General features: G+C 59.0%; 17 protein-coding genes. 12 read left to right on the top strand and 5 right to left on the bottom strand.

Annotated features, from left to right (window positions below):
• The first annotated feature begins 40 nt into the window (after positions 1-40).
• The 4 genes from prpF (at position 41) to PSH88_RS10250 (ending at position 4,398) form a co-directional block, all read left to right on the top strand.
• Positions 41-1,231 carry a 2-methylaconitate cis-trans isomerase PrpF gene (gene prpF, locus PSH88_RS10235; protein ID WP_305426114.1) on the top strand — a complete coding sequence of 397 codons (1,191 nt, stop codon included), beginning with the start codon at positions 41-43 and terminating at the stop codon, positions 1,229-1,231.
• A 212-nt stretch (positions 1,232-1,443) separates the two neighbouring features.
• Entirely contained in the window at positions 1,444-2,928 is a 1,485-nt protein-coding gene (prpD, locus tag PSH88_RS10240; protein WP_305426116.1) for a 2-methylcitrate dehydratase, read from the top strand.
• Between the two features lie 170 nt (positions 2,929-3,098).
• Positions 3,099-3,464 (top strand): hypothetical protein, encoded by a 366-nt coding sequence (locus PSH88_RS10245; RefSeq protein ID WP_305483527.1) that lies wholly within the window; start codon positions 3,099-3,101, stop codon positions 3,462-3,464.
• A 49-nt stretch (positions 3,465-3,513) separates the two neighbouring features.
• Complete coding sequence (locus tag PSH88_RS10250) at positions 3,514-4,398, top strand: transposase (protein ID WP_305483528.1); 885 nt, start codon at positions 3,514-3,516, stop codon at positions 4,396-4,398.
• A 50-nt stretch (positions 4,399-4,448) separates the two neighbouring features.
• Here PSH88_RS10250 and ppsR read toward each other — a convergent pair whose 3' ends face one another.
• Entirely contained in the window at positions 4,449-5,267 is an 819-nt protein-coding gene (gene ppsR / locus PSH88_RS10255) for a posphoenolpyruvate synthetase regulatory kinase/phosphorylase PpsR (RefSeq protein ID WP_007902088.1), read from the bottom strand.
• 332 nt (positions 5,268-5,599) lie between these two features.
• Between ppsR and ppsA the strand changes: the two genes are divergently transcribed.
• The 8 genes from ppsA to PSH88_RS10295 all read left to right on the top strand — a co-directional run bounded on the left by ppsA (position 5,600) and on the right by PSH88_RS10295 (position 13,709).
• A complete protein-coding gene (gene ppsA, locus PSH88_RS10260) occupies positions 5,600-7,975 on the top strand; it encodes a phosphoenolpyruvate synthase (protein WP_305426117.1) in 2,376 nt (791 codons plus the stop codon).
• Positions 7,976-8,074: 99 nt separating this feature from the next.
• A complete protein-coding gene (locus PSH88_RS10265) occupies positions 8,075-9,064 on the top strand; it encodes an alpha/beta fold hydrolase (protein WP_305426118.1) in 990 nt (329 codons plus the stop codon).
• Positions 9,065-9,238: 174 nt separating this feature from the next.
• Positions 9,239-9,730 carry a ribonuclease E activity regulator RraA gene (gene rraA / locus PSH88_RS10270; protein WP_305426119.1) on the top strand — a complete coding sequence of 164 codons (492 nt, stop codon included), beginning with the start codon at positions 9,239-9,241 and terminating at the stop codon, positions 9,728-9,730.
• A 25-nt stretch (positions 9,731-9,755) separates the two neighbouring features.
• Positions 9,756-10,751, top strand: a complete 996-nt coding sequence (locus tag PSH88_RS10275) for a zinc transporter ZntB (RefSeq protein ID WP_217858229.1) — start codon at positions 9,756-9,758, stop codon at positions 10,749-10,751.
• Positions 10,752-10,814: 63 nt separating this feature from the next.
• Positions 10,815-11,063 carry a hypothetical protein gene (locus PSH88_RS10280; RefSeq protein ID WP_007902080.1) on the top strand — a complete coding sequence of 83 codons (249 nt, stop codon included), beginning with the start codon at positions 10,815-10,817 and terminating at the stop codon, positions 11,061-11,063.
• Between the two features lie 2 nt (positions 11,064-11,065).
• Entirely contained in the window at positions 11,066-11,890 is an 825-nt protein-coding gene (locus PSH88_RS10285) for a mechanosensitive ion channel family protein (RefSeq protein WP_007902078.1), read from the top strand.
• 86 nt (positions 11,891-11,976) lie between these two features.
• The gene (gene sigX / locus PSH88_RS10290) at positions 11,977-12,567 is read left to right on the top strand and encodes an RNA polymerase sigma factor SigX (protein WP_017337463.1); all 591 of its coding nucleotides are present in this window, start codon (positions 11,977-11,979) and stop codon (positions 12,565-12,567) included.
• A gap of 107 nt (positions 12,568-12,674) precedes the next feature.
• The gene (locus PSH88_RS10295) at positions 12,675-13,709 is read left to right on the top strand and encodes an OmpA family protein (protein ID WP_305426120.1); all 1,035 of its coding nucleotides are present in this window, start codon (positions 12,675-12,677) and stop codon (positions 13,707-13,709) included.
• Positions 13,710-13,803: 94 nt separating this feature from the next.
• On the opposite strand, the gene cobA is transcribed toward PSH88_RS10295, so the two are convergent.
• The 4 genes from cobA to nirB are packed head-to-tail and all read right to left on the bottom strand — an operon-like array spanning position 13,804 to position 20,066.
• Positions 13,804-14,571, bottom strand: a complete 768-nt coding sequence (gene cobA / locus PSH88_RS10300) for a uroporphyrinogen-III C-methyltransferase (protein ID WP_305426121.1) — start codon at positions 14,569-14,571, stop codon at positions 13,804-13,806.
• 10 nt (positions 14,572-14,581) lie between these two features.
• Positions 14,582-17,299, bottom strand: coding sequence for a nitrate reductase (locus PSH88_RS10305; protein ID WP_305426122.1), 2,718 nt, complete (start codon positions 17,297-17,299; stop codon positions 14,582-14,584).
• Positions 17,299-17,616 carry a nitrite reductase small subunit NirD gene (gene nirD / locus PSH88_RS10310; protein WP_007902067.1) on the bottom strand — a complete coding sequence of 106 codons (318 nt, stop codon included), beginning with the start codon at positions 17,614-17,616 and terminating at the stop codon, positions 17,299-17,301. The genes PSH88_RS10305 and nirD overlap by 1 nt, the downstream gene beginning before the upstream one ends.
• Positions 17,613-20,066 (bottom strand): nitrite reductase large subunit NirB, encoded by a 2,454-nt coding sequence (nirB, locus tag PSH88_RS10315; RefSeq protein ID WP_305426123.1) that lies wholly within the window; start codon positions 20,064-20,066, stop codon positions 17,613-17,615. Before nirB ends, nirD begins: the two co-directional genes overlap by 4 nt.
• Between the last annotated feature and the right edge of the window lie 160 nt (positions 20,067-20,226).

A 20,226-nucleotide genomic window follows, 5' to 3' on the forward strand; every position in this document is an offset into this window, starting at 1 on the left:
CGCGGGATTTAAAGTCCCGCGCTGGCCGACAAGGATCAATATGGCTCACGCACCTCAAATCAAAATCCCCGCCACCTACATGCGCGGCGGCACCAGTAAAGGCGTGTTCTTCAGCCTGAAGGACCTGCCCGAAGCGGCGCAGATTCCCGGCCCGGCTCGCGATGCGTTATTGCTTCGAGTGATCGGCAGCCCCGACCCTTACGACAAGCAAATCGACGGCATGGGCGGTGCAACGTCCAGCACCAGCAAAACCGTGATCTTGTCGAAGAGCATCAAGGCCGATCACGACGTCGATTACCTGTTCGGTCAGGTCTCCATCGACAAGCCTTTCGTTGACTGGAGCGGCAACTGCGGCAACCTGTCCGCGGCGGTCGGTTCGTTCGCCATCAGCAATGGCCTGGTGGACGCCAGCCGCATTCCGCACAACGGTGTGGCGGTGGTGCGCGTATGGCAGGCCAACATCGGCAAGACCATCATCGCCCATGTGCCGATCACCAACGGTGAGGTCCAGGAAACCGGCGATTTCGAACTCGACGGCGTGACCTTTCCGGCGGCCGAAGTGCAGCTCGAATTCATGGACCCGGCAGCGGAAGAAGAGGGGGGCGGTGGTTCGATGTTCCCCACCGGCAACCTCGTGGATGACCTCGAAGTACCGGGCGTCGGAACGCTCAAAGCCACCCTGATCAACGCCGGGATCCCGACTATTTTCATCAATGCCGAAGACATCGGCTACACCGGTACCGAATTGCAGGGAGCGATCAACGGCGACCTGAAGGCCCTGGCGATGTTCGAAACCATCCGCGCTTACGGCGCGTTGCGCATGGGGCTGATCCAGCACCTGGACGAAGCGGCCAAGCGTCAGCACACGCCGAAGGTGGCGTTCGTCGCCCCACCTGCGGATTACATTGCGTCCAGCGGCAAGGCGATTGCAGCCGCCGACATTGACTTGCTGGTGCGTGCGCTGTCCATGGGCAAACTGCACCACGCGATGATGGGCACGGCAGCGGTGGCCATCGGCACGGCTGCGGCGATTTCCGGCACGTTGGTGAACCTGGCGGCGGGTGGCATCGAGCGCAACGCGGTGCGCTTCGGTCATCCCTCCGGCACCTTGCGCGTGGGCGCCGAGGCCAGCCGGGTCAACGGGGAATGGACCGTGAACAAAGCCATCATGAGCCGCAGTGCGCGGGTGTTGATGGAAGGCTTTGTGCGTGTGCCAGGAGATTCTTTCTGAAATAAATGTAGACGTCACCGAAAACCCTGTGGAAGCGGGCTTGCCCGCGATGAGGCCTTCACATTCAACATCTATGTTGGCTGATACACCGCCATCGCGGGCAAGCCCGCTCCCACAGTGGACTGCATTTCAATAACAGGAATGGTGTCACCCACTAAGATTGATCCTGAACCGAGGTCCCATCAGCGAACCACTGACCGAGTGAATCGAACATGAGCGCCAACGTCGACCTGAACAACCGCCCCGACTACGACACGGTCCTGCAGGACATCGCTGACTATGTCCTCAACTTCAAAATCGAATCTACCGAGGCGCTGGATACCGCGCGCAATTGCCTGATGGACACCCTCGGCTGCGGTCTGCTGGCCCTGCGTTTTCCCGAATGCACCAAACACCTGGGACCCATCGTCGAAGGCACTGTCGTTCCCTTCGGTGCTCGCGTGCCGGGGACCAGTTATCGTCTCGATCCGGTCAAAGCCGCGTGGGACATTGGCTGCATCGTCCGCTGGCTCGACTACAACGACACCTGGCTCGCCGCCGAGTGGGGGCATCCGTCCGATAACCTCGGCGCCATTCTCGCAGTGGCCGACCACCTGTCGCAAAAACGCCTGGCCAATGGCGACGCACCGCTGACCCTTCGCGTGGTGTTGGAAGCCATGATCATGGCTCACGAGATTCAAGGTGTGATTGCGCTGGAAAACTCTTTCAACCGCGTTGGCATCGATCACGTCATCCTGGTGAAAGTCGCCTCGACCGCCGTCACCGCCAAGCTCATGGGCGCCAATCGCGAGCAACTGCTGTCGGCGTTGTCCCATGCCTTTGCCGACGGCCAGGCGCTGCGTACTTACCGGCATGCGCCAAATGCCGGGTCGCGCAAATCCTGGGCAGCAGGGGACGCATCCAGCCGTGGCGTGCGTCTGGCGGACATTGCGATGCGCGGGGAAATGGGCATTCCCGGTGTACTGACCGCCAAGCAATGGGGGTTCTACGACGTACTGTTCAGCCATACCAACAATGACCTGGCGCTCAAGCCTGAAGACAAACGTGCCTTCAGCTTTTCCCGGCCGTTCGGCAGTTATGTGATGGAAAATGTGCTGTTCAAGATCAGCTTTCCCGCCGAGTTTCACGCGCAAACCGCCTGCGAGGCCGCCGTCACCTTGCATCCATTGGTCAGGAACCGTCTGCACGAAATCGACAGGATCGTCATCACCACCCACGAATCGGCGATCCGCATCATCTCCAAGGTCGGCCCGCTGGCCAACGCTGCGGACCGCGATCACTGCCTCCAGTACATGACCGCGGTGCCATTGGTGTTCGGTAATCTGGTGGCCGAACAGTACGAAGATGACTTCCACGCGGTGCATCCGATCATCGACGTGCTGCGCGACAAAATGGTCATCGTCGAAGACCCGCGCTTCACCCGCGAATACCTGGAGCCGGACAAGCGCTCCATCGCCAATGCGGTGCAGGTGTTCTTCAAGGACGGCTCCAGCACCGAGAACGTGGTAGTGGAATACCCGATCGGCCATCGCCGTCGTCGCACCGACGGAATTCCGTTGTTGGAAGAGAAGTTCAAGGTCAATCTGGCGACGCGATTTACGGCTCAGCGGAGTGCCGAAATCTTTGCGCTGTGCAAAGACCAGGCTGCGCTGGAGGCGACGCCTGTGAACCGGTTTGTGGATTTGTTTGTGATCTAGTTACACCGCGTCATCGTTCTATCGCGGGCAAGCCCGCTCCCACAGGTTCTCCATTGTTTGCAGATTTTGCATTCAACACAGATCCCTGTGGGAGCGGGCTTGCCCGCGATGGCCATAGGTATCTACACATCTCCCGATCCTGGTCTATAAAGGGACGGCATGGATATCAAATGACCGGGCTAGATGCCCGACTGACAAAACGATACGACGAGTTAGTCATGGGACACAGTAATGGACTACCGGCGCTGGCCGCCGGGATGAAAGCCTTGCCGCGAAGCGACAAGGCTTTTGCACAGACGCAAGCCCTTTGGCGATTTTTGAGCAATGACCGGGTTCGGCCCGTTGACCTGGTTAAACCGCTGCTGGCGCTGGCCCACGAGGGTTGTCGGGATGACTGTGATGATTACGCGCTGGTCATGCACGATTGGTCTCGGCTCAATTACATGCACCACCACAGCAAGGCTGATCGCCTGCAAATGACCACCGGGGCACATCGGTTACGAGCTGCAAAGCAGCCTGCTAGTCACCGACCGTGACGGTGCACCGATCTGTACTCCCGCTCAAAATCTGGCGACCAAGGACGGCGTGCTCAGCACGCGAGCCGAAGAAGTGCTGGCCCCTGAGAAGCATCTGCATGAACTGACACAACGTATCACTTGGCTGGAACAGCAGAATTTTGCCAAGCCGCTTGTCCATATCGTGGATCGAGAGGCTGATTCGGTCGCTCACCTGAGGCAATGGCAGGCCGAGGGTCGGCAATGGCTGGTGCGAGTCAAGGCCGGTTCCACGGCCAGTCATGCAGGTCAATCGAGGGCCCTGAGTCAAATTGCTCGCGAGATGACCTACCGCAAAACTCGCAAGGTGGACTACAAAGGAAAACCGGCCATTCAATGGGTGGGAGAAACCGCCGTCGTGCTGACTCGCCAAGCCCAGCCTTTCACCAAAGACAGGGCCGACCGCAAGACGCTGCGCAAGTCTGGTGAGCCGTTGCCGGCCCGGCTCGTCGTGAGCCGAATACTGGGAGCCGATGGTCACCTGCTGGCCGAATGGTATTTGCTGAGCAACCTTGAGCAAGAGGTCGCAGATGAACGATTGGCGCTCTGGTATTACTGGCGCTGGCGTATCGAGTCCTACTTCAAACTGCTTAAAGGGGGTGGGCATCAGCTGGAAAACTGGCAGCAAGAGAGCGGTGAAGCGGTGTTCAAACGGCTGTTGATCGCCAGTCAGGCATGTGCTGTCAGTTGGCGTCTGATGCGGGCTAAGGGGGAGTTCGCTGAGCAAACACGGGATTTTTTGGTCCGTCTGTCTGGTCGACAGATGAAGCGCTCGCAGCCGGTGACGGCTTCCGCGCTGCTGGCCGGTTTATACATGCTTTTGGCCATGTGCGAGACATTGGAGCAATACACGCCCCAGGAACTGGCGGGTTTTGCTAAAGAGGCCATCGGCTGGGTGGCCAGCCGAAGACTTTAGAGATGTGTAGATACCTATGCCGCGATGGCTGTGGAGCAGGCGCCGAAAATTTATTTGAACCGCCGCTCCACACCTTTCTCTACTAAAATCTTCGCTGAGATTTCTTCCACAGAGAAATGCGTGGAATTGATGTGGGCAATGTTCTCGCGGCGAAACAGATTCTCCACCTCGCGCACTTCGAATTCGCACTGTGCGTAGCTCGAATAGCGGCTGTTGGGCTTGCGTTCGTTGCGGATCGCGGTGAGGCGGTCCGGGTCGATGGTCAGGCCAAACAGCTTGTGATGATGGGCGCGCAGGGCGGTTGGCAGTTGCAGGCGCTCCATGTCGTCTTCGGTCAACGGGTAATTGGCTGCGCGGATGCCGAATTGCATGGCCATGTACAAACACGTCGGGGTTTTACCACAGCGCGACACGCCTACTAGTATCAGGTCGGCTTTGTCGTAATAGTGCGTGCGCGCACCATCGTCGTTGTCGAGGGCGAAGTTCACCGCCTCGATGCGCTCCATGTAATTGGAGTTGCCACCGATGGAGTGGGATTTGCCGACGGTGTAGGAAGAATGCTCGGTCAGTTCCTGTTCCAGCGGAGCGAGGAAGGTCGAGAAAATGTCAATCATGAAACCATTGGACGTTGCGAGGATCTCACGAATGTCCTGATTGACGATGGTGTCGAAAATAATCGGACGAAAACCATCGTTTTCGGCGGCTTTGTTGATTTGTTGTACCATGGCCCGCGCTTTATCCGCGTTGTCGATGTAGGGCCGCGTGATTTTGCTGAAGGTAATGTTTTCGAACTGCGCCAACAGGCTTTGACCGAGGGTTTCGGCCGTAATGCCCGTGCCATCGGAGATAAAGAAAGCAGATCGTTTCATTTGCACCTTGGGCCTTAAGTGAGTGTCCTGTGTCACAAATGCGTTCCCTTTTGACGGCGGCTGTTGTCGCCATACTGCGTTGCCGCTCCTCGCCATAGCCAGCTATGACTCGTCGCGGCGCCTTGTCTGGCAACAACAGTCACTCGCCAAAAAGGAACGCATTTGCAACACAGGACACTTGTGACGATTCTTGGATATAGTAGGCGCGATTTGTCGGCCGCCAGTGGCCAGCATTCTCACTTATTTTCCAGGTCCAGGCCATACAGCCGGCAAATGCTCCCCCGAGTCGCCGGCTTCTGAGCTTTTCCAACACAGTTAGTGGAGAGATCACCTTGGTAGAGTACGTAGTTTCCCTCGATAAGCTCGGCGTCCATGATGTAGAGCATGTGGGGGGCAAGAACGCATCCCTGGGCGAGATGATCAGTAACCTTGCAGGTGCCGGTGTATCGGTGCCCGGTGGCTTCGCCACGACAGCTCAGGCGTATCGTGATTTTCTGGAACTGAGCGGTCTGAACGATCAGATCCACGCCGCCCTCGACGCGCTGGATGTCGACGACGTCAACGCCCTGGCCAAAACCGGTGCCCAGATCCGTCAATGGATCATGGAAGCCGAGTTCCCCGAGAAGCTCAACGCCGAGATCCGCACCGCGTTCGCCACGCTGTCGGCCGGCAACCCTGACATGGCCGTGGCCGTGCGCTCTTCCGCTACCGCCGAAGACTTGCCGGACGCTTCCTTCGCCGGCCAGCAGGAAACCTTCCTGAACATCCGTGGTGTCGAAAACGTTATTCGCGCCGCCAAAGAGGTGTTCGCTTCCCTGTTCAACGACCGTGCGATTTCCTACCGCGTCCACCAGGGCTTCGACCACAAGCTGGTGGCACTGTCGGCCGGTGTGCAGCGCATGGTCCGCTCCGAAACCGGCACCGCCGGCGTGATGTTCACCCTCGATACCGAATCGGGCTTCCGTGACGTGGTGTTCATCACCGGCGCTTACGGCCTGGGTGAAACCGTCGTACAAGGCGCGGTGAACCCGGATGAATTCTATGTCCACAAAGGCACGCTGCAAGCCGGTCGTCCGGCCATCCTGCGTCGCAACCTGGGCAGCAAAGCCATCAAGATGATCTACGGCGAAGTCGCCACGGCCGGTAAATCGGTCAAGACCATCGACGTGGACAAGGCGGATCGCGCCCGTTTCTGCCTGACCGACGCCGAAGTCAGTGAACTGGCCAAGCAAGCGATGATCATCGAAAAGCACTACAAGTGCCCGATGGACATCGAATGGGCCAAAGATGGCGACGACGGCAAGCTCTACATCGTTCAGGCCCGTCCTGAAACCGTGAAGAGCCGTACCTCGGCCAACGTCATGGAACGCTATCTGTTGAAAGAAACCGGCACCGTGCTGGTTGAAGGTCGCGCCATCGGCCAGCGCATCGGCGCCGGCAAGGTGCGGATCATCAAGGACGTGTCCGAGATGGATAAAGTCCAGCCGGGCGACGTTCTGGTTTCCGACATGACCGACCCGGACTGGGAACCGGTCATGAAGCGCGCCAGCGCCATCGTCACCAACCGTGGCGGTCGTACCTGCCACGCGGCGATCATCGCTCGCGAGCTGGGCATCCCGGCCGTGGTCGGTTGCGGCAACGCCACCCAGCTGTTGAAAGACGGCCAGGGCGTGACCGTTTCTTGCGCTGAAGGCGACACCGGTTACATCTTCGAAGGCGAACTGGGCTTCGACATCAAGAAAAACTCTGTGGATGCCATGCCGGATCTGCCGTTCAAGATCATGATGAACGTCGGCAACCCGGACCGCGCCTTCGATTTCGCGCAGCTGCCGAACGCCGGTGTGGGCCTGGCCCGTCTGGAATTCATCATCAACCGCATGATTGGCGTGCATCCCAAAGCGCTGTTGAACTACGACGGCCTGCCGCAAGAAATCAAGGACAGCGTCGACAAGCGCATTGCCGGTTACAACGACCCGGTCGGCTTCTATGTCGAGAAACTGGTCGAGGGCATCAGCACCCTGGCGGCAGCGTTCTGGCCGAAAAAGGTCATCGTGCGCCTGTCGGACTTCAAGTCCAACGAATACGCGAACCTGATTGGCGGCAAACTCTACGAGCCGGAAGAAGAGAACCCGATGCTGGGCTTCCGTGGTGCTTCGCGTTACATCAGCGAATCGTTCCGCGACTGCTTCGAGCTCGAGTGCCGTGCCCTCAAGCGCGTGCGCAACGAGATGGGCCTGACCAACGTTGAAATCATGGTGCCGTTCGTCCGTACCCTGGGCGAAGCGAGCCAGGTCGTTGACCTGCTGGCCGAAAACGGTCTGGCCCGTGGCGAAAACGGTCTGCGCGTGATCATGATGTGCGAACTGCCGTCCAACGCGATCCTGGCTGAAGAGTTCCTCGAGTTCTTCGACGGCTTCTCCATCGGCTCCAACGACCTGACCCAGCTCACCCTGGGCCTGGACCGTGACTCCGGGATCATCGCGCACCTGTTCGACGAGCGAAATCCTGCGGTCAAGAAGCTGTTGGCCAATGCTATTCAGGCGTGCAACAAGGCTGGCAAATACATCGGCATCTGCGGTCAGGGTCCTTCGGACCACCCGGATCTGGCCAAGTGGCTGATGGAGCAGGGCATCGAAAGCGTTTCGCTGAACCCCGATTCCGTGCTGGAAACCTGGTTCTTCCTGGCTGAAGGTCAGGCTTCGGTCTGATCGGTGAATGAAGCCCCGGCCCGCTTCGGTGGGCCGGGGTTTTAAGATTCAAGTAGGGCGGGCTCCTCTGGACGCCGCCCTTTTTTGTGCAAGAGCATTATGCAAAGCAGCAGCAACCTATTTCCTGTCGCCCTGATCAGCGCCGAGCGGCGCGGTGATCTGAGCGAAGACGTCTATCGTTTGAAACCCGGTAACAGCCCCGACGGCACCGTCGAACTGGCTGTGACCCGCTTGGGCCTGGCCGATGAGCCGGCGGTGCGTGGCGTGCCGGTCATTCTGTTGCACGGCAGCTTTTCCAATCGACGGTTCTGGTTCTCTCCCAAAGGTCTGGGGTTGGGGGCTTATCTGACGCGTCTGGGCTTCGATGTGTGGATTCCGGAAATGCGCGGCCATGGGCTGTCTCAGCGCAATCAGGACTATCGCAAGAACCGCGTCGCTGACTACGCGCGTTACGATCTGCCGGCCATTGGCGCGTTCGTGCGCGAGCAAAGCGGCCAGGTCCCACACTGGATCGGTCATTCGCTGGGTGGCATTACCCTGGCTGCGGCATTGGGCGGTCAGTACCTGGGCGAACCTGCCGTGGCCTCTGCGGCGTTTTTTGGCACGCAGGTCAGCCGCACCTACTGGCCGTTGAAGTTTCCGCCGGTGGAGTGGAGCGGGCGCTTCATTCTCAAGCGATTTGCCCAACTGTCAGGTTCACGGCTCAAGCGCGGCCCGGAGGATGAGCCGATTGGCCTGGCCCTGGAAAGCATGCGCTGGTACGGACTGTTCGGCCGCTTTGGCGATGCCGACAAGGACTGGTGGGCGGGTTTGGCCGAGGTTCAGTTGCCAGTGCTGGCCGTGAGCGCCGCAGGCGATCATCAGGACCCGACCTGGGCCTGCCGCAAGCTGTTCGATCAGGTCGGCTCCGAGCACAAGCAATTCATCACCCTTGGCCGCGAGCAAGGTTTTGGCGATAATTTCGGTCATGTGGAAATGCTTGTGAGCAAGGCTTCACAGACTGAAGTCTGGCCGTTGGTGGCGCGTTGGCTGGCGGATCAACAGACACCTTTGCTGGGTGGAAAGCCGGATTTGGCCGCGGCCGTTTGAGCCTGATGCTCTAACAAGGGCATTTCGCTCTGAACGGCTTGCGGCTAAGATATGACGCATTAAGCGGTTCTGGTCACTTTTGGTGATTGATTCGATCGGCGCGTTTGCAGCCGTTCAGCCTTGGCCCGCCTCTGCGGTCTACTCGATTGTCTTCCTTTTTACAGGAGTTTCTCGATGAACCATTACCTTACGCCTGACCTGTGCGACGCCTATCCGGAGCTGGTGCAGGTGCTGGAACCGATGTTCAGCAATTTCGGTGGCCGTGATTCTTTCGGTGGCGAAATCGTGACCATCAAATGTTTCGAAGATAATTCGCTGGTCAAGGAGCAAGTCGCGCTCAAGGGTAACGGTAAAGTGCTCGTGGTAGACGGTGGCGGTTCCCTGCGCCGCGCGCTGTTGGGCGACCTGCTGGCCGAGAAAGCCGCCAATAACGGTTGGGAAGGGCTGGTGATCTACGGCTGCATTCGCGATGTCGACGTCATCGCGCAAACCGATCTGGGGGTTCAGGCCCTGGCCAGTCACCCGATGAAAACCGACCGACGCGGTGTGGGTGAACTCAATATTGCCGTGACCTTCGCGGGTGTGACCTTCCACCCGGGTCACTATGTTTATGCGGACAACAACGGCGTGATCATTTCGCCAAGCCCGCTGAAGATGCCTGAATAAAGCGCGTTTCAACAAAGGGGTGAGGATGTTCGAGGAAGAAAACGCGCAGTGGGGGCTGGTGCATGCCCTGGTGCTGGACGGTAAAGGCGGTGCGCGTTCGATAGCCCGGACTGAACTCGATGACTTGCAGTTGCAGGCCCATGAAAGCCTGTGGCTGCACTGGGATCGTAGTCACCCGCAAACCCAGACCTGGCTGCGTAAATACAGCGGTCTGAGTGAATTTAGTTGCGACTTGTTGCTGGAAGAGAACACCCGGCCGCGTCTTTTGCCGCTGCCGGACTCCGAGCTGTTACTGTTTCTGCGCGGGATCAACCTCAATCCAGGTGCCGAGCCGGAAGACATGGTCTCGGTGCGGATCTTCGGTTCGGCCCAGCGGGTGATCTCCCTGCGTCTGCGGCCGTTGCGCGCCACCGATGAGTTGCTGGTGCAACTGGCCGAAGGCAAAGGGCCGAGAACCGCTTCCGAACTGATCCTTTATATGGCGCAATACCTCACTAATAAAGTGCAGGATCTGGTCGGCTGCCTCTCGGAAATCGTCGATGAGGAAGAAGAAAAGCTGGATACCGACGAACGGTATACACCGGAGCATGGGGCCGTTTTGCAGATCCGTCGCAGAGCAGCCGCACTGAAACGTTTTCTGGCACCGCAGCGGGATATTTTCGGTCAGCTGACGCGGATAAAACTGCCATGGTTCGTTGAAGACGATGGCGATTACTGGAACGAATTGAACAACAGCCTGACCCGTTATCTCGAGGAGCTGGAATTGACCCGGGAGCGCGTGGGGCTGGTCCTGGAGGCCGAAGACCGGCGTCTGAGCGTGCGCATGAACCGCACGATGTACCGCTTCGGGATCATCACCGGGATCTTTTTGCCGATGAGTTTTCTGACCGGTCTTTTGGGCATCAACGTCGGCGGTATTCCGTTCTCCACCAGCCCTTATGGCTTCCTGATCGCCTGCTTGCTGGCAGGCTCGGTAGCGCTGGGGCAGTGGTGGCTATTCCGACGTTTGCGCTGGTTCTGATGATGAGTCATGTGACCCGACCAAATTTGACCGCGTCTTTCACAGATATCACGAGAGGTGCGTATGCACGATCCGTTTGAACAGTCTTTGCGTGACATGCTCAAAGCTTCGCCGTCCAGCCGTGACGACGATGCTTGCTTGGGTCGCGTGCTGAAAACCGCCAACCGCCAGGTCGGTGCCGGCGATCTGTTCAGCCTGCTGGGCCGTTGGTTGCCCGCGCTGATGATCGCCCTGAATAACGGATCGGCCCATATCTCGCCGGTTTCCCGTCTTCGTAAACCTACCGCACGCACTGCTGATAAGGCTGATTGAATATGGAACTTGATCTCTGGACTCAGAGCCTCGTCACTGCAATGACTGCGTTATGGACCAAAGTTGCGAACTTCATTCCGAACCTGTTCGGCGCATTGGTTGTGCTGCTGCTGGGTTTTGTCGTGGCCAAACTGCTGGACACGCTGCTCTCCAAATTGCTTGCCAAACTGGGCCTCGATCGCCTGATGGGCGGCACGGGGCTGACCAAGTTGCTGTCCCGCGCCGGCCTACAAGTGCCTATCTCGACGCTGATCGGCAAGATCGTCTATTGGTTCGTTCTGCTGATTTTTCTGGTTTCGGCGGCAGAATCACTTGGACTTGAGCGAGTTTCGGCTACGCTGGACATGTTGGCGCTGTATTTGCCGAAAGTATTCGGCGCTGCGCTGGTGCTGTTGGTGGGTGTCTTGCTGGCGCAACTGGCCAATGGGCTGGTGCGTGGCGCGGCAGAAGGCGTAGGACTTGATTACGCCGCGGGCCTGGGGCGAATTGCTCAGGGCCTGGTGATCATCATCAGTATTTCGGTTGCGATCAGCCAGTTGGAGGTCAAAACTGACCTGCTCAACCATGTGATCGTGATCGTCTTGATTACCGTTGGTCTGGCGGTTGCGCTGGCCATGGGCTTGGGAAGCCGGGAAATTGCCGGTCAGATTCTTGCGGGAATCTATGTGCGTGAGTTGTATCAGGTAGGGCAACAAGTGCGAGTTGGCGAGGTCGAAGGTCAGATCGAAGAGATCGGCACGGTTAAAACCACCGTGTTGACCGATGAGGGTGAGCTAGTCTCTCTCTCGAATCGGATTCTCTTGGAGCAGCATGTGAGTAGCCGCTAACCCGGCAAATCCTGCTAATGTATGCCGCCGCAAAATGTCCTGAAGGACTGCGGCGGACATTGACCTGACTGTCGGCCAGACTTGTTTTGAATAAAGCTCAATCGCTCTCCACGCGCTACGACCCCCGCGAGCTCTCTGATGAGGAGTTGGTCGCGCGCTCGCATACCGAGCTGTTTCACGTAACGCGCGCTTATGAAGAACTGATGCGGCGTTACCAGCGAACACTATTTAACGTTTGTGCACGGTATCTCGGGAACGATCGTGACGCAGATGATGTCTGTCAGGAAGTGATGTTGAAGGTGCTGTACGGCCTGAAGAACTTCGAGGGGAAATCGAAGTTCAAGACATGGCTGTATAGCATCACGTACAACGAGTGCATCACGCAGTATCGGAAAGAACGGCGAAAGCGTCGCTTGATGGACGCTTTGAGTCTGGACCCCCTTGAGGAAGCGTCTGAAGAAAAGGCGCCGAAACCCGAGGAGAAGGGCGGACTTGATCGCTGGCTGGTGTATGTGAACCCGATCGACCGAGAGATTCTGGTGCTACGATTTGTCGCAGAGCTGGAATTTCAGGAGATCGCAGACATAATGCACATGGGTTTGAGTGCGACAAAAATGCGTTACAAACGCGCTCTAGACAAATTACGTGAGAAATTTGCAGGCATTGCTGAAACTTAGTTCGGCGCAAATATCTCTTACGTGTAGGCAAGTTCTGATAGACTTGCCGCCGAGTTGTCCCCCGGTTTGCGGGACTGCTTCACAATCACCAGATGGGGATTTAACGGATGAAACTGAAAAACACCTTGGGCTTGGCCATTGGTTCTCTTATTGCTGCCACTTCGTTCGGCGCTCTGGCACAAGGCCAAGGCGCAGTTGAAATCGAAGGCTTCGCTAAGAAAGAAATGTTCGATAGCGCTCGTGACTTCAAGAACAACGGCAACCTGTTCGGCGGTTCTGTTGGTTACTTCCTGACCGACGACGTTGAACTGCGTCTGGCCTACGACGAAGTGCACAACGCACGTGCCGAAGATGGCCGTAACATCAAGGGCTCCAACACCGCTCTGGATGCTCTGTACCACTTCAACAACCCGGGCGACATGCTGCGTCCGTACGTATCGGCTGGCTTCTCCGACCAAAGCATTGGTCAGAACGGCAAAAGCGGTCGTAACGGTTCCACCTTCGCCAACGTTGGCGGCGGTGCCAAGCTGTACTTCACCGAGAACTTCTACGCCCGTGCCGGCGTTGAAGCTCAGTACAACATCGACCAGGGCGACACCGAGTGGGCTCCTAGCGTTGGTATCGGTGTGAACTTCGGTGGCGGCTCCAAGCCTGCTGCTGCTCCAGTTCCAGCACCAGCTGAAGTTTGCGCCGACAGCGACAACGATGGCGTTTGCGACAACGTTGACAAGTGCCCGGACACCCCAGCCAACGTAACTGTTGACGCTGATGGCTGCCCAGCAGTTGCTGAAGTTGTTCGTGTTGAGCTGGACGTGAAATTCGACTTCGACAAGTCGGTAGTCAAGCCTAACAGCTACGGCGACATCAAAAACCTGGCTGACTTCATGAAGCAGTACCCATCCACCACTACTACTGTTGAAGGTCACACTGACTCCGTCGGTCCTGACGCTTACAACCAGAAACTGTCCGAGCGTCGTGCAAACGCCGTTAAGCAAGTTCTGACCAACCAGTACGGTGTTGAATCGTCCCGCGTTCAGTCTGTTGGCTACGGCGAATCCCGCCCAGTTGCTGACAACAAAACTGACGCTGGTCGCGCTGTAAACCGTCGCGTAGAAGCGCAGGTTGAAGCTAGCGCTAAGTAATTAGCTCGCAGCTCTGGAAAAGCCCGGCTTAGGCCGGGCTTTTTTTTGTCTGCGATTTGGTGATGAGGGATTTAGTGGAGAGGGGAAGTTAGGTTCAGGCTGATTGATCGGCCGCCATCATCGCGGGCAAGCCGCGCTCCCATAGAGATGACGTTGCACAGGCTGCCACGGTTCCAATCACCAAAATGGCTGGGCTTTTCAATTCAAAGGCGCAGGCATCTTTCTCCATCGCGGTCAGATCGCTCCGACATTCCCGTTGGTGCGGCAGGGAAGCATTTTCGATCATCGCCACAGGCGTATCGGCTGCCATTCCGCCAGCCAGCAGTTGCTCGCGAATTTCACTGAGCTTCGCCACGCCCATGTAGATCACCAGCGTGGTGCCCCCTTGTGCGAGGGCCTGCCAGTTCAGGCTGCTGTCATCCTGAGTGTGCGCCGTGACCAGTGTCACGCCACGCGCGACGCCCCTTAGCGTCAGCGGAATATCGCATTGGGTCGCACCGGCAAGACCCGCGGTGATGCCATTGACCAACTCAACCTCGACGCCACGCTCACGCAGCCACTGCGCTTCTTCACCGCCGCGCCCGAAGATGCACGGATCGCCACCCTTGAGCCGCACCACGCATTTGCCGTGGCGGGTATAACGCAACATCAGGCGATGAATGAAGGCTTGAGGCGTGGAGCGACAGCCACCGCGCTTGCCCACGGGAATAATCCGCGCATTCGGGCAATGCTCCAGTACCGCGGTATTGACCAGGTCGTCGATCAGCACCACGTCCGCTTCGCGCAACGCTCGAACCGCCTTGAGGGTCAGCAATTCAGGGTCGCCAGGACCCGCACCCACCAGCCAGACTTTTGCGTTCATAGTGTTTTCCTCACAAGGTGACGGCGACTGGCTGCGCAGTGGCGGCCAGCAAACGCTTGATTTCCGGGACGCAGGAGCCGCATTGCGTGCCGCAGCCCAACTCTTGTTTCAAGCCCTGCAAGTCCAGGCCACGGCTGATGCCGGCACAGACCGCGTTCTGGCTGACGTTCATGCAGTTGCACAGGGTTTTGGTGCCCGATGCCGGGCTGCCGGCGCTGCCCGGTGGCGCACTCAAAGGCGCCAGCAGCCAGCGGCGTAGCTGTTCGTCGGCGCGACCTTCGAGCCACAGGCTTTGCAGCCAGTGCTGAGCGAGGGTTTCGCCGGCCAGGCGAATCGCGGTGATCCGACCGTTCTCGATCCGTACCCGCTTGCCGATTGAGCGCCGAGGATCGTCGTAGGCCAGTACCGGGCCATCGTTGAGTCCCAGGCATTGATCGATATCACGCAACAGCTGCGGCTCAGGCGCGGTAGGGCTGGCGGCGCGTATCAGCAATGCAGGGCGCTCACGGCCGGTAAGGCTGAGGCTTGCGTAGGAAAATGCCTCGCAGAGCGGTCGCAGCGTCTCCAAATGCTGTTGAACATCGCCCTCTATCAGGGCGAAAAGCTGCCAAGGCAATTGCACAGGCTCGAGTCGCACACCGCTGTGTTTGAGTTCCGGTTGTTTCGACAACGGATCGAAGGCGGGAAGGGTGAGGGTATTCACGCCGCCCTTGAGAAAGCGGTCGCCCCAGTGCATCGGCAGGAACGCCTGGCCCGGACGTACGCTGTCATCGCTGCTGACCGGCACGATCACCGAGCCCCGGCGACTTTTCAGATTGATCAGATCGCCAGGTTGCAGGCGGTGCCGACGCAGTTCATCCGGGTGCAGGCTCAACACGGCTTCGCTGACATGGCCGAATAGCTGCGCGGCGGTGCCGGTGCGGCTCATGCCGTGCCATTGATCGCGCAGGCGGCCGGTGATCAGGGTCAGAGGGAAGCGCGCATCGCGTTGTTCCTTGGCGGCGCGATACGGGTCGGTCACGAACTGTGCGCGCCCGCTGGCGGTCGGGAAAACTCCGTCGAGGTACAGCCGTGCAGTACCTTCGCGGGCACCGGCGGGGAAGGGCCATTGCTGCGGACCAAGTTGGTCGATCAATTCATGACTGATTCCGGACAGATCGAGGTCGCGGCCGCGAGTCAGGTGTTTGTATTCGTCGAAAACCTGCGCCGGGGTTTCAAAGGCAAACAGGCTGGTTGCTTCAGGGCGAAGATATTTTTCCAGGCGCTGTGCGAAATCCACGGTGATCGCCCAGTCGGGCCGTGCTTCACCGGGTGCGCCGATGGCCTGACGGACGTGGGAAATGCGCCGTTCCGAGTTGGTGACTGTGCCGTTCTTTTCGCCCCAACTGGCGGCGGGCAGCAGCAGGTCGGCGAACGCGGCGGTTTCGGTGGTGCGAAAGGCTTCCTGCAACACCACGAATGGACAGGCTTGCAGTGCTTCGCGCACAGCGGTCTGATCCGGCAGCGACTGTGCAGGGTTGGTGCAGGCGATCCACAGGGCTTTGATCTTGCCGCTGCGCATCTGCTCGAACAGTTCGATGGCGGTCAGCCCGGTGTTCGCGGGCAGTTGATCAACGCCCCAGTAGTCGGCCACTTGCGCGCGGTGTTCGGCATTGGCCGCTTCGCGATGACCTGGCAGCAGGTTCGACAAACTGCCGGTTTCCCGGCCGCCCATGGCATTCGGCTGACCAGTCAGCGAGAAAGGTCCTGCGCCGGGCCGGCCGATTTGCCCGGTGGCCAGGTGCAGGTTGATCAGCGCGCTGTTCTTCGCGCTGCCGGCGGTGGACTGATTCAGCCCCATGCACCACAGCGACAGAAAACTCGGCGAAGTGCCGACCCATTGCGCGCATTGCTGCAGTTGCTCGACGCTGATGCCGCAGAGTTGCGAAACCATTGTCGGGGTGTAATCGCGCACCAGGTTTTTCAGCTCGGCCAGGCCTTCGGTGTGGGCCTTGATAAAATCGCGGTCGACCCAGTCTTCCCACAGCAACAGATGCAAAATCCCATGGAACAAGGCGACATCGGTGCCGGGCAGAATCGCCAAATGCATGTCAGCCAAATCGCAGGTGTCGGTGCGCCGAGGGTCGATGACGATGACTTTCATCTGTGGGCGGCGGGATTTGGCTTCTTCCAGGCGACGAAACAGGATCGGGTGGGCGTAGGCCATGTTGCTGCCGACGATCATCACGCAGTCGCTCAATTCCAGGTCTTCGTAGTTGCAAGGCGGAGCGTCGGCGCCGAGGCTGCGCTTGTAGCCGACCACTGCCGAAGACATGCATAGCCGCGAATTACTGTCGATGTTGTTGGTGCCCACCAGCGCTCGCGCCAGTTTGTTAAAGGCGTAGTAATCCTCAGTCAGCAACTGCCCGGAGATATAGAATGCAACGCTGTCCGGGCCATGCTCGGCGATGGTTTCGGCGAAAACGTTGGCGGCGTGATCGAGCGCAGTGTCCCAGTCGGTGCGGCTGCGGGCCAGGCCTTTGCCCAGGCGCAGTTCCGGGTACAACGCCCGTGCGGCCAGGTCGCCGGTCAGGTGCAGGGTCGAACCTTTACTGCACAATTTGCCGAAGTTGGCCGGGTGTGCCGGATCGCCGCTGACGCCGAGAATGCGCTCGCCGTCGTGTTCGATCAGCACGCCGCAGCCGACCCCGCAGTAGCAGCAGGTGGAGGCGGTGATTTGACGGTCCATCAGCTTGCTTCCCGTAGGGCCAGCAGCACGCGGCCGTTCTCGACTCGTGCCGAATGATGGTGGGCGCAGCCGATATCCGGGGCTTGGGCTTCGCCGGTTTCCAGGTCGATCTGCCAGTTGTGCAGCGGGCAGGCCACCCGCTTGCCGTAGATCAAACCCTGGGACAGCGGCCCGCCCTTGTGCGGGCAGCGGTCGTCGAGGGCGAAAACCTCATCGTCGCTCGTACGAAAAATCGCGATGTCGCCTTTCGGGCCTGCGATGATCCGCGAGCCAAGGGTGTTGATCTCTTCCAGTGCACAGATATCCAGCCAGTTCATACCGACACCTCCAGGTTCTTCACGGGAATGACCTCGAATTCTTTTTTCAGCAGTGGCTGTTCGAGGCGTTCCTTCCAAGGGTCCTGTTCGAACGACAGGGAAAATTGCAGGCGATCGTTCAAGGCCTTGCGCCGCTCCGGGTCTTCCAGCACGGCTTTCTTGATGTGTTCCATGCCGACCCGTTGCAGGTAGTGCACGGTGCGTTCGAGGTAGAAGGCTTCTTCGCGGTACAGCTGCAGGAATGCGCCGTTGTATTCGCGTACTTCTTCGGCGGTTTTCAGCTTGACGAAAAACTCTGCAACTTCGGTTTTGATCCCGCCGTTGCCGCCGATGTACATTTCCCAGCCGGAGTCTACGCCGATAATTCCGACGTCCTTGATCCCCGCTTCCGAGCAGTTGCGTGGGCAACCGGAAACGGCCAGTTTCACTTTGTGCGGCGACCACATGTTGAACAGGTCGTGCTCAAGCTCGATGCCCAATTGCGTGGAGTTCTGGGTGCCGAAGCGGCAGAACTCGCTGCCGACGCAGGTTTTCACGGTGCGGATGGATTTGCCGTAGGCGTGGCCGGACGCCATGTCCAGGTCTTTCCAGACGCCAGGCAGGTCCTGCTTTTTGATCCCCAGCAAGTCGATACGCTGGCCGCCGGTGACCTTGACCATCGGTACGTTGTACTTGTCGGCCACGTCGGCAATGCGCCGCAGCTCAGAAGGATTGGTCACACCGCCCCACATCCGAGGGACTACAGAGTAAGTGCCGTCTTTCTGAATGTTGGCGTGGGCGCGTTCGTTGATCAGACGCGATTGCGGGTCGTCCTTGGCTTCGCCCGGCCAGGTGGAAATCAGGTAGTAGTTGAGCGCCGGACGGCACGTGGCGCAACCGTTCGGGGTACGCCAGTTCAGGTAGCTCATGGTGCCGGCGATGGTCAGCAGGTGCTGGTCACGGATGGCCTGGCGGATTTGCCCGTGGTTGAGGTCGCTGCAACCGCAGATGGCTTTTTCGCTTTTCGGTTTGACGTCCGCCGCGCCGCCCACGGTGTTTATCAGGATCTGTTCGACGAGGCCGGCGCAGGAGCCGCAGGAGCTGGCAGCCTTGGTGTGTTTCTTCACGTCGTCGACGCTGAACAGCCCGTGTTCCTGAATGGCTTTGACGATGGTGCCTTTGCACACGCCGTTACAGCCGCAGACTTCGGCGGTGTCGGCCATGCTCATGGCTTTGTCCTGGCCTTGGTGTCCTACATCGCCTAAAGCATTTTCGCCAAACATCAGGTGATCGCGGATCTCGCCGATGGCATGGTTCTCACGGATCTGCCGGAAATACCAACCGCCATCTGCCGTATCGCCGTACAGACAGGCGCCGACCAGCACGTCATCCTTGATCACCAGTTTCTTGTAGACCCCGCCAATCGGGTCGGAGAGGGTGATGGTCTCGGTGCCTTCGCCGCCCATGAAGTCGCCGGCGGAAAACAGGTCGATGCCGGTGACTTTCAATTTGGTCGACGTCACCGAACCCTTGTAGGTGGCGAAACCCAATTGGGCGAGGTGGTTGGCGCACACCTTGGCCTGTTCGAACAGCGGCGCGACCAGGCCGTAGGCGATTCCACGGTGGCTGGCGCATTCGCCGATGGCGTAGACCCGAGGGTCGTAGGTTTGCAGGGTGTCGTTGACCAGAATCCCGCGGTTGCACGGGATGCCGGATTTTTCCGCGAGTTCGGTATTGGGGCGAATACCGGCGGCCATCACCACCAGATCGGCGGGGATGATGTCGCCGTTCTTGAACTGCACCGAGCCGACCCGGCCATTGCCGGCGTCGTGCAGGGCTTGGGTCTGTTCGCACAGGCGGAAATGCAGGCCACGGGCTTCCAGGGCGGTTTGCAGGAGTTGGCCGCTGGTTTTATCCAGTTGCCGTTCCAGCAGCCATTCGCCGATGTGCACCACGGTGACGTGCATGCCGCGCAGCATCAAGCCGTTGGCGGCTTCAAGGCCCAGCAGGCCGCCGCCGATGACCACGGCATGTTTGTGGGTCTTGGCGGTGTCGATCATCGCTTGGGTATCGGCAATGTCGCGGTAGCCGATCACACCCTGCAAGGTATTGCCGGGGATCGGCAGGATGAACGGGGTCGAGCCGGTGGCAATCAGCAGGCGGTCGTATTCGGCCTCGGTGCCGTCTTCGGCGATGACCCGGCGTTTGACCCGGTCGATCTCCACCACTTTACGGTTGAGCAGTAGCTTGATGTTGTTTTCCAGGTACCAGTCCAGATCGTTGAGCACGATCTCTTCGAACGTCTGTTCGCCGGCCAGCACGGGCGACAGCAGGATGCGGTTGTAGTTGGTATGGGGTTCGGCGCCGAAGACCGTGATGTCGTACAGCTCGTTACTCAGCTTGAGCAGCTCTTCCAGGGTACGAACCCCGGCCATGCCGTTGCCGATCATCACCAGTTTTAGTTTTTTCATCAGGTTCTCCGGGGAGCTCGGGCCTGCCTCATCAGGGCATTCAGGCCTTGCTCGACAAAATTTTGCGCAAACAAAAAAAGGCGTCCCGCCAGTTAACTAGCGAGGACGCCTTTGTCCTTGTCCCGTTCTCTCGGGCAGCGCAGCCTTCTACGTTGAAGGT

The sequence above is a fragment of the Pseudomonas wuhanensis genome (assembly GCF_030687395.1).
Classification (GTDB): domain Bacteria; phylum Pseudomonadota; class Gammaproteobacteria; order Pseudomonadales; family Pseudomonadaceae; genus Aquipseudomonas; species Aquipseudomonas wuhanensis.

Excerpts from the sequence above, each read along its gene's own strand:
- prpF (WP_305426114.1), top strand. The coding sequence starts at position 41 with ATGGCTCACGCACCTCAAATCAAAATCCCCGCCACCTACATGCGCGGC.
- prpD (WP_305426116.1), top strand. The coding sequence starts at position 1,444 with ATGAGCGCCAACGTCGACCTGAACAACCGCCCCGACTACGACACGGTC.
- PSH88_RS10245 (WP_305483527.1), top strand. The coding sequence starts at position 3,099 with ATGACCGGGCTAGATGCCCGACTGACAAAACGATACGACGAGTTAGTC.
- ppsR (WP_007902088.1), bottom strand. The coding sequence starts at position 5,267 with ATGAAACGATCTGCTTTCTTTATCTCCGATGGCACGGGCATTACGGCC.
- PSH88_RS10265 (WP_305426118.1), top strand. The coding sequence starts at position 8,075 with ATGCAAAGCAGCAGCAACCTATTTCCTGTCGCCCTGATCAGCGCCGAG.
- rraA (WP_305426119.1), top strand. The coding sequence starts at position 9,239 with ATGAACCATTACCTTACGCCTGACCTGTGCGACGCCTATCCGGAGCTG.
- PSH88_RS10275 (WP_217858229.1), top strand. The coding sequence starts at position 9,756 with ATGTTCGAGGAAGAAAACGCGCAGTGGGGGCTGGTGCATGCCCTGGTG.
- PSH88_RS10280 (WP_007902080.1), top strand. The coding sequence starts at position 10,815 with ATGCACGATCCGTTTGAACAGTCTTTGCGTGACATGCTCAAAGCTTCG.
- PSH88_RS10285 (WP_007902078.1), top strand. The coding sequence starts at position 11,066 with ATGGAACTTGATCTCTGGACTCAGAGCCTCGTCACTGCAATGACTGCG.
- PSH88_RS10295 (WP_305426120.1), top strand. The coding sequence starts at position 12,675 with ATGAAACTGAAAAACACCTTGGGCTTGGCCATTGGTTCTCTTATTGCT.
- cobA (WP_305426121.1), bottom strand. The coding sequence starts at position 14,571 with ATGAACGCAAAAGTCTGGCTGGTGGGTGCGGGTCCTGGCGACCCTGAA.
- PSH88_RS10305 (WP_305426122.1), bottom strand. The coding sequence starts at position 17,299 with ATGGACCGTCAAATCACCGCCTCCACCTGCTGCTACTGCGGGGTCGGC.
- nirD (WP_007902067.1), bottom strand. The coding sequence starts at position 17,616 with ATGAACTGGCTGGATATCTGTGCACTGGAAGAGATCAACACCCTTGGC.
- nirB (WP_305426123.1), bottom strand. The coding sequence starts at position 20,066 with ATGAAAAAACTAAAACTGGTGATGATCGGCAACGGCATGGCCGGGGTT.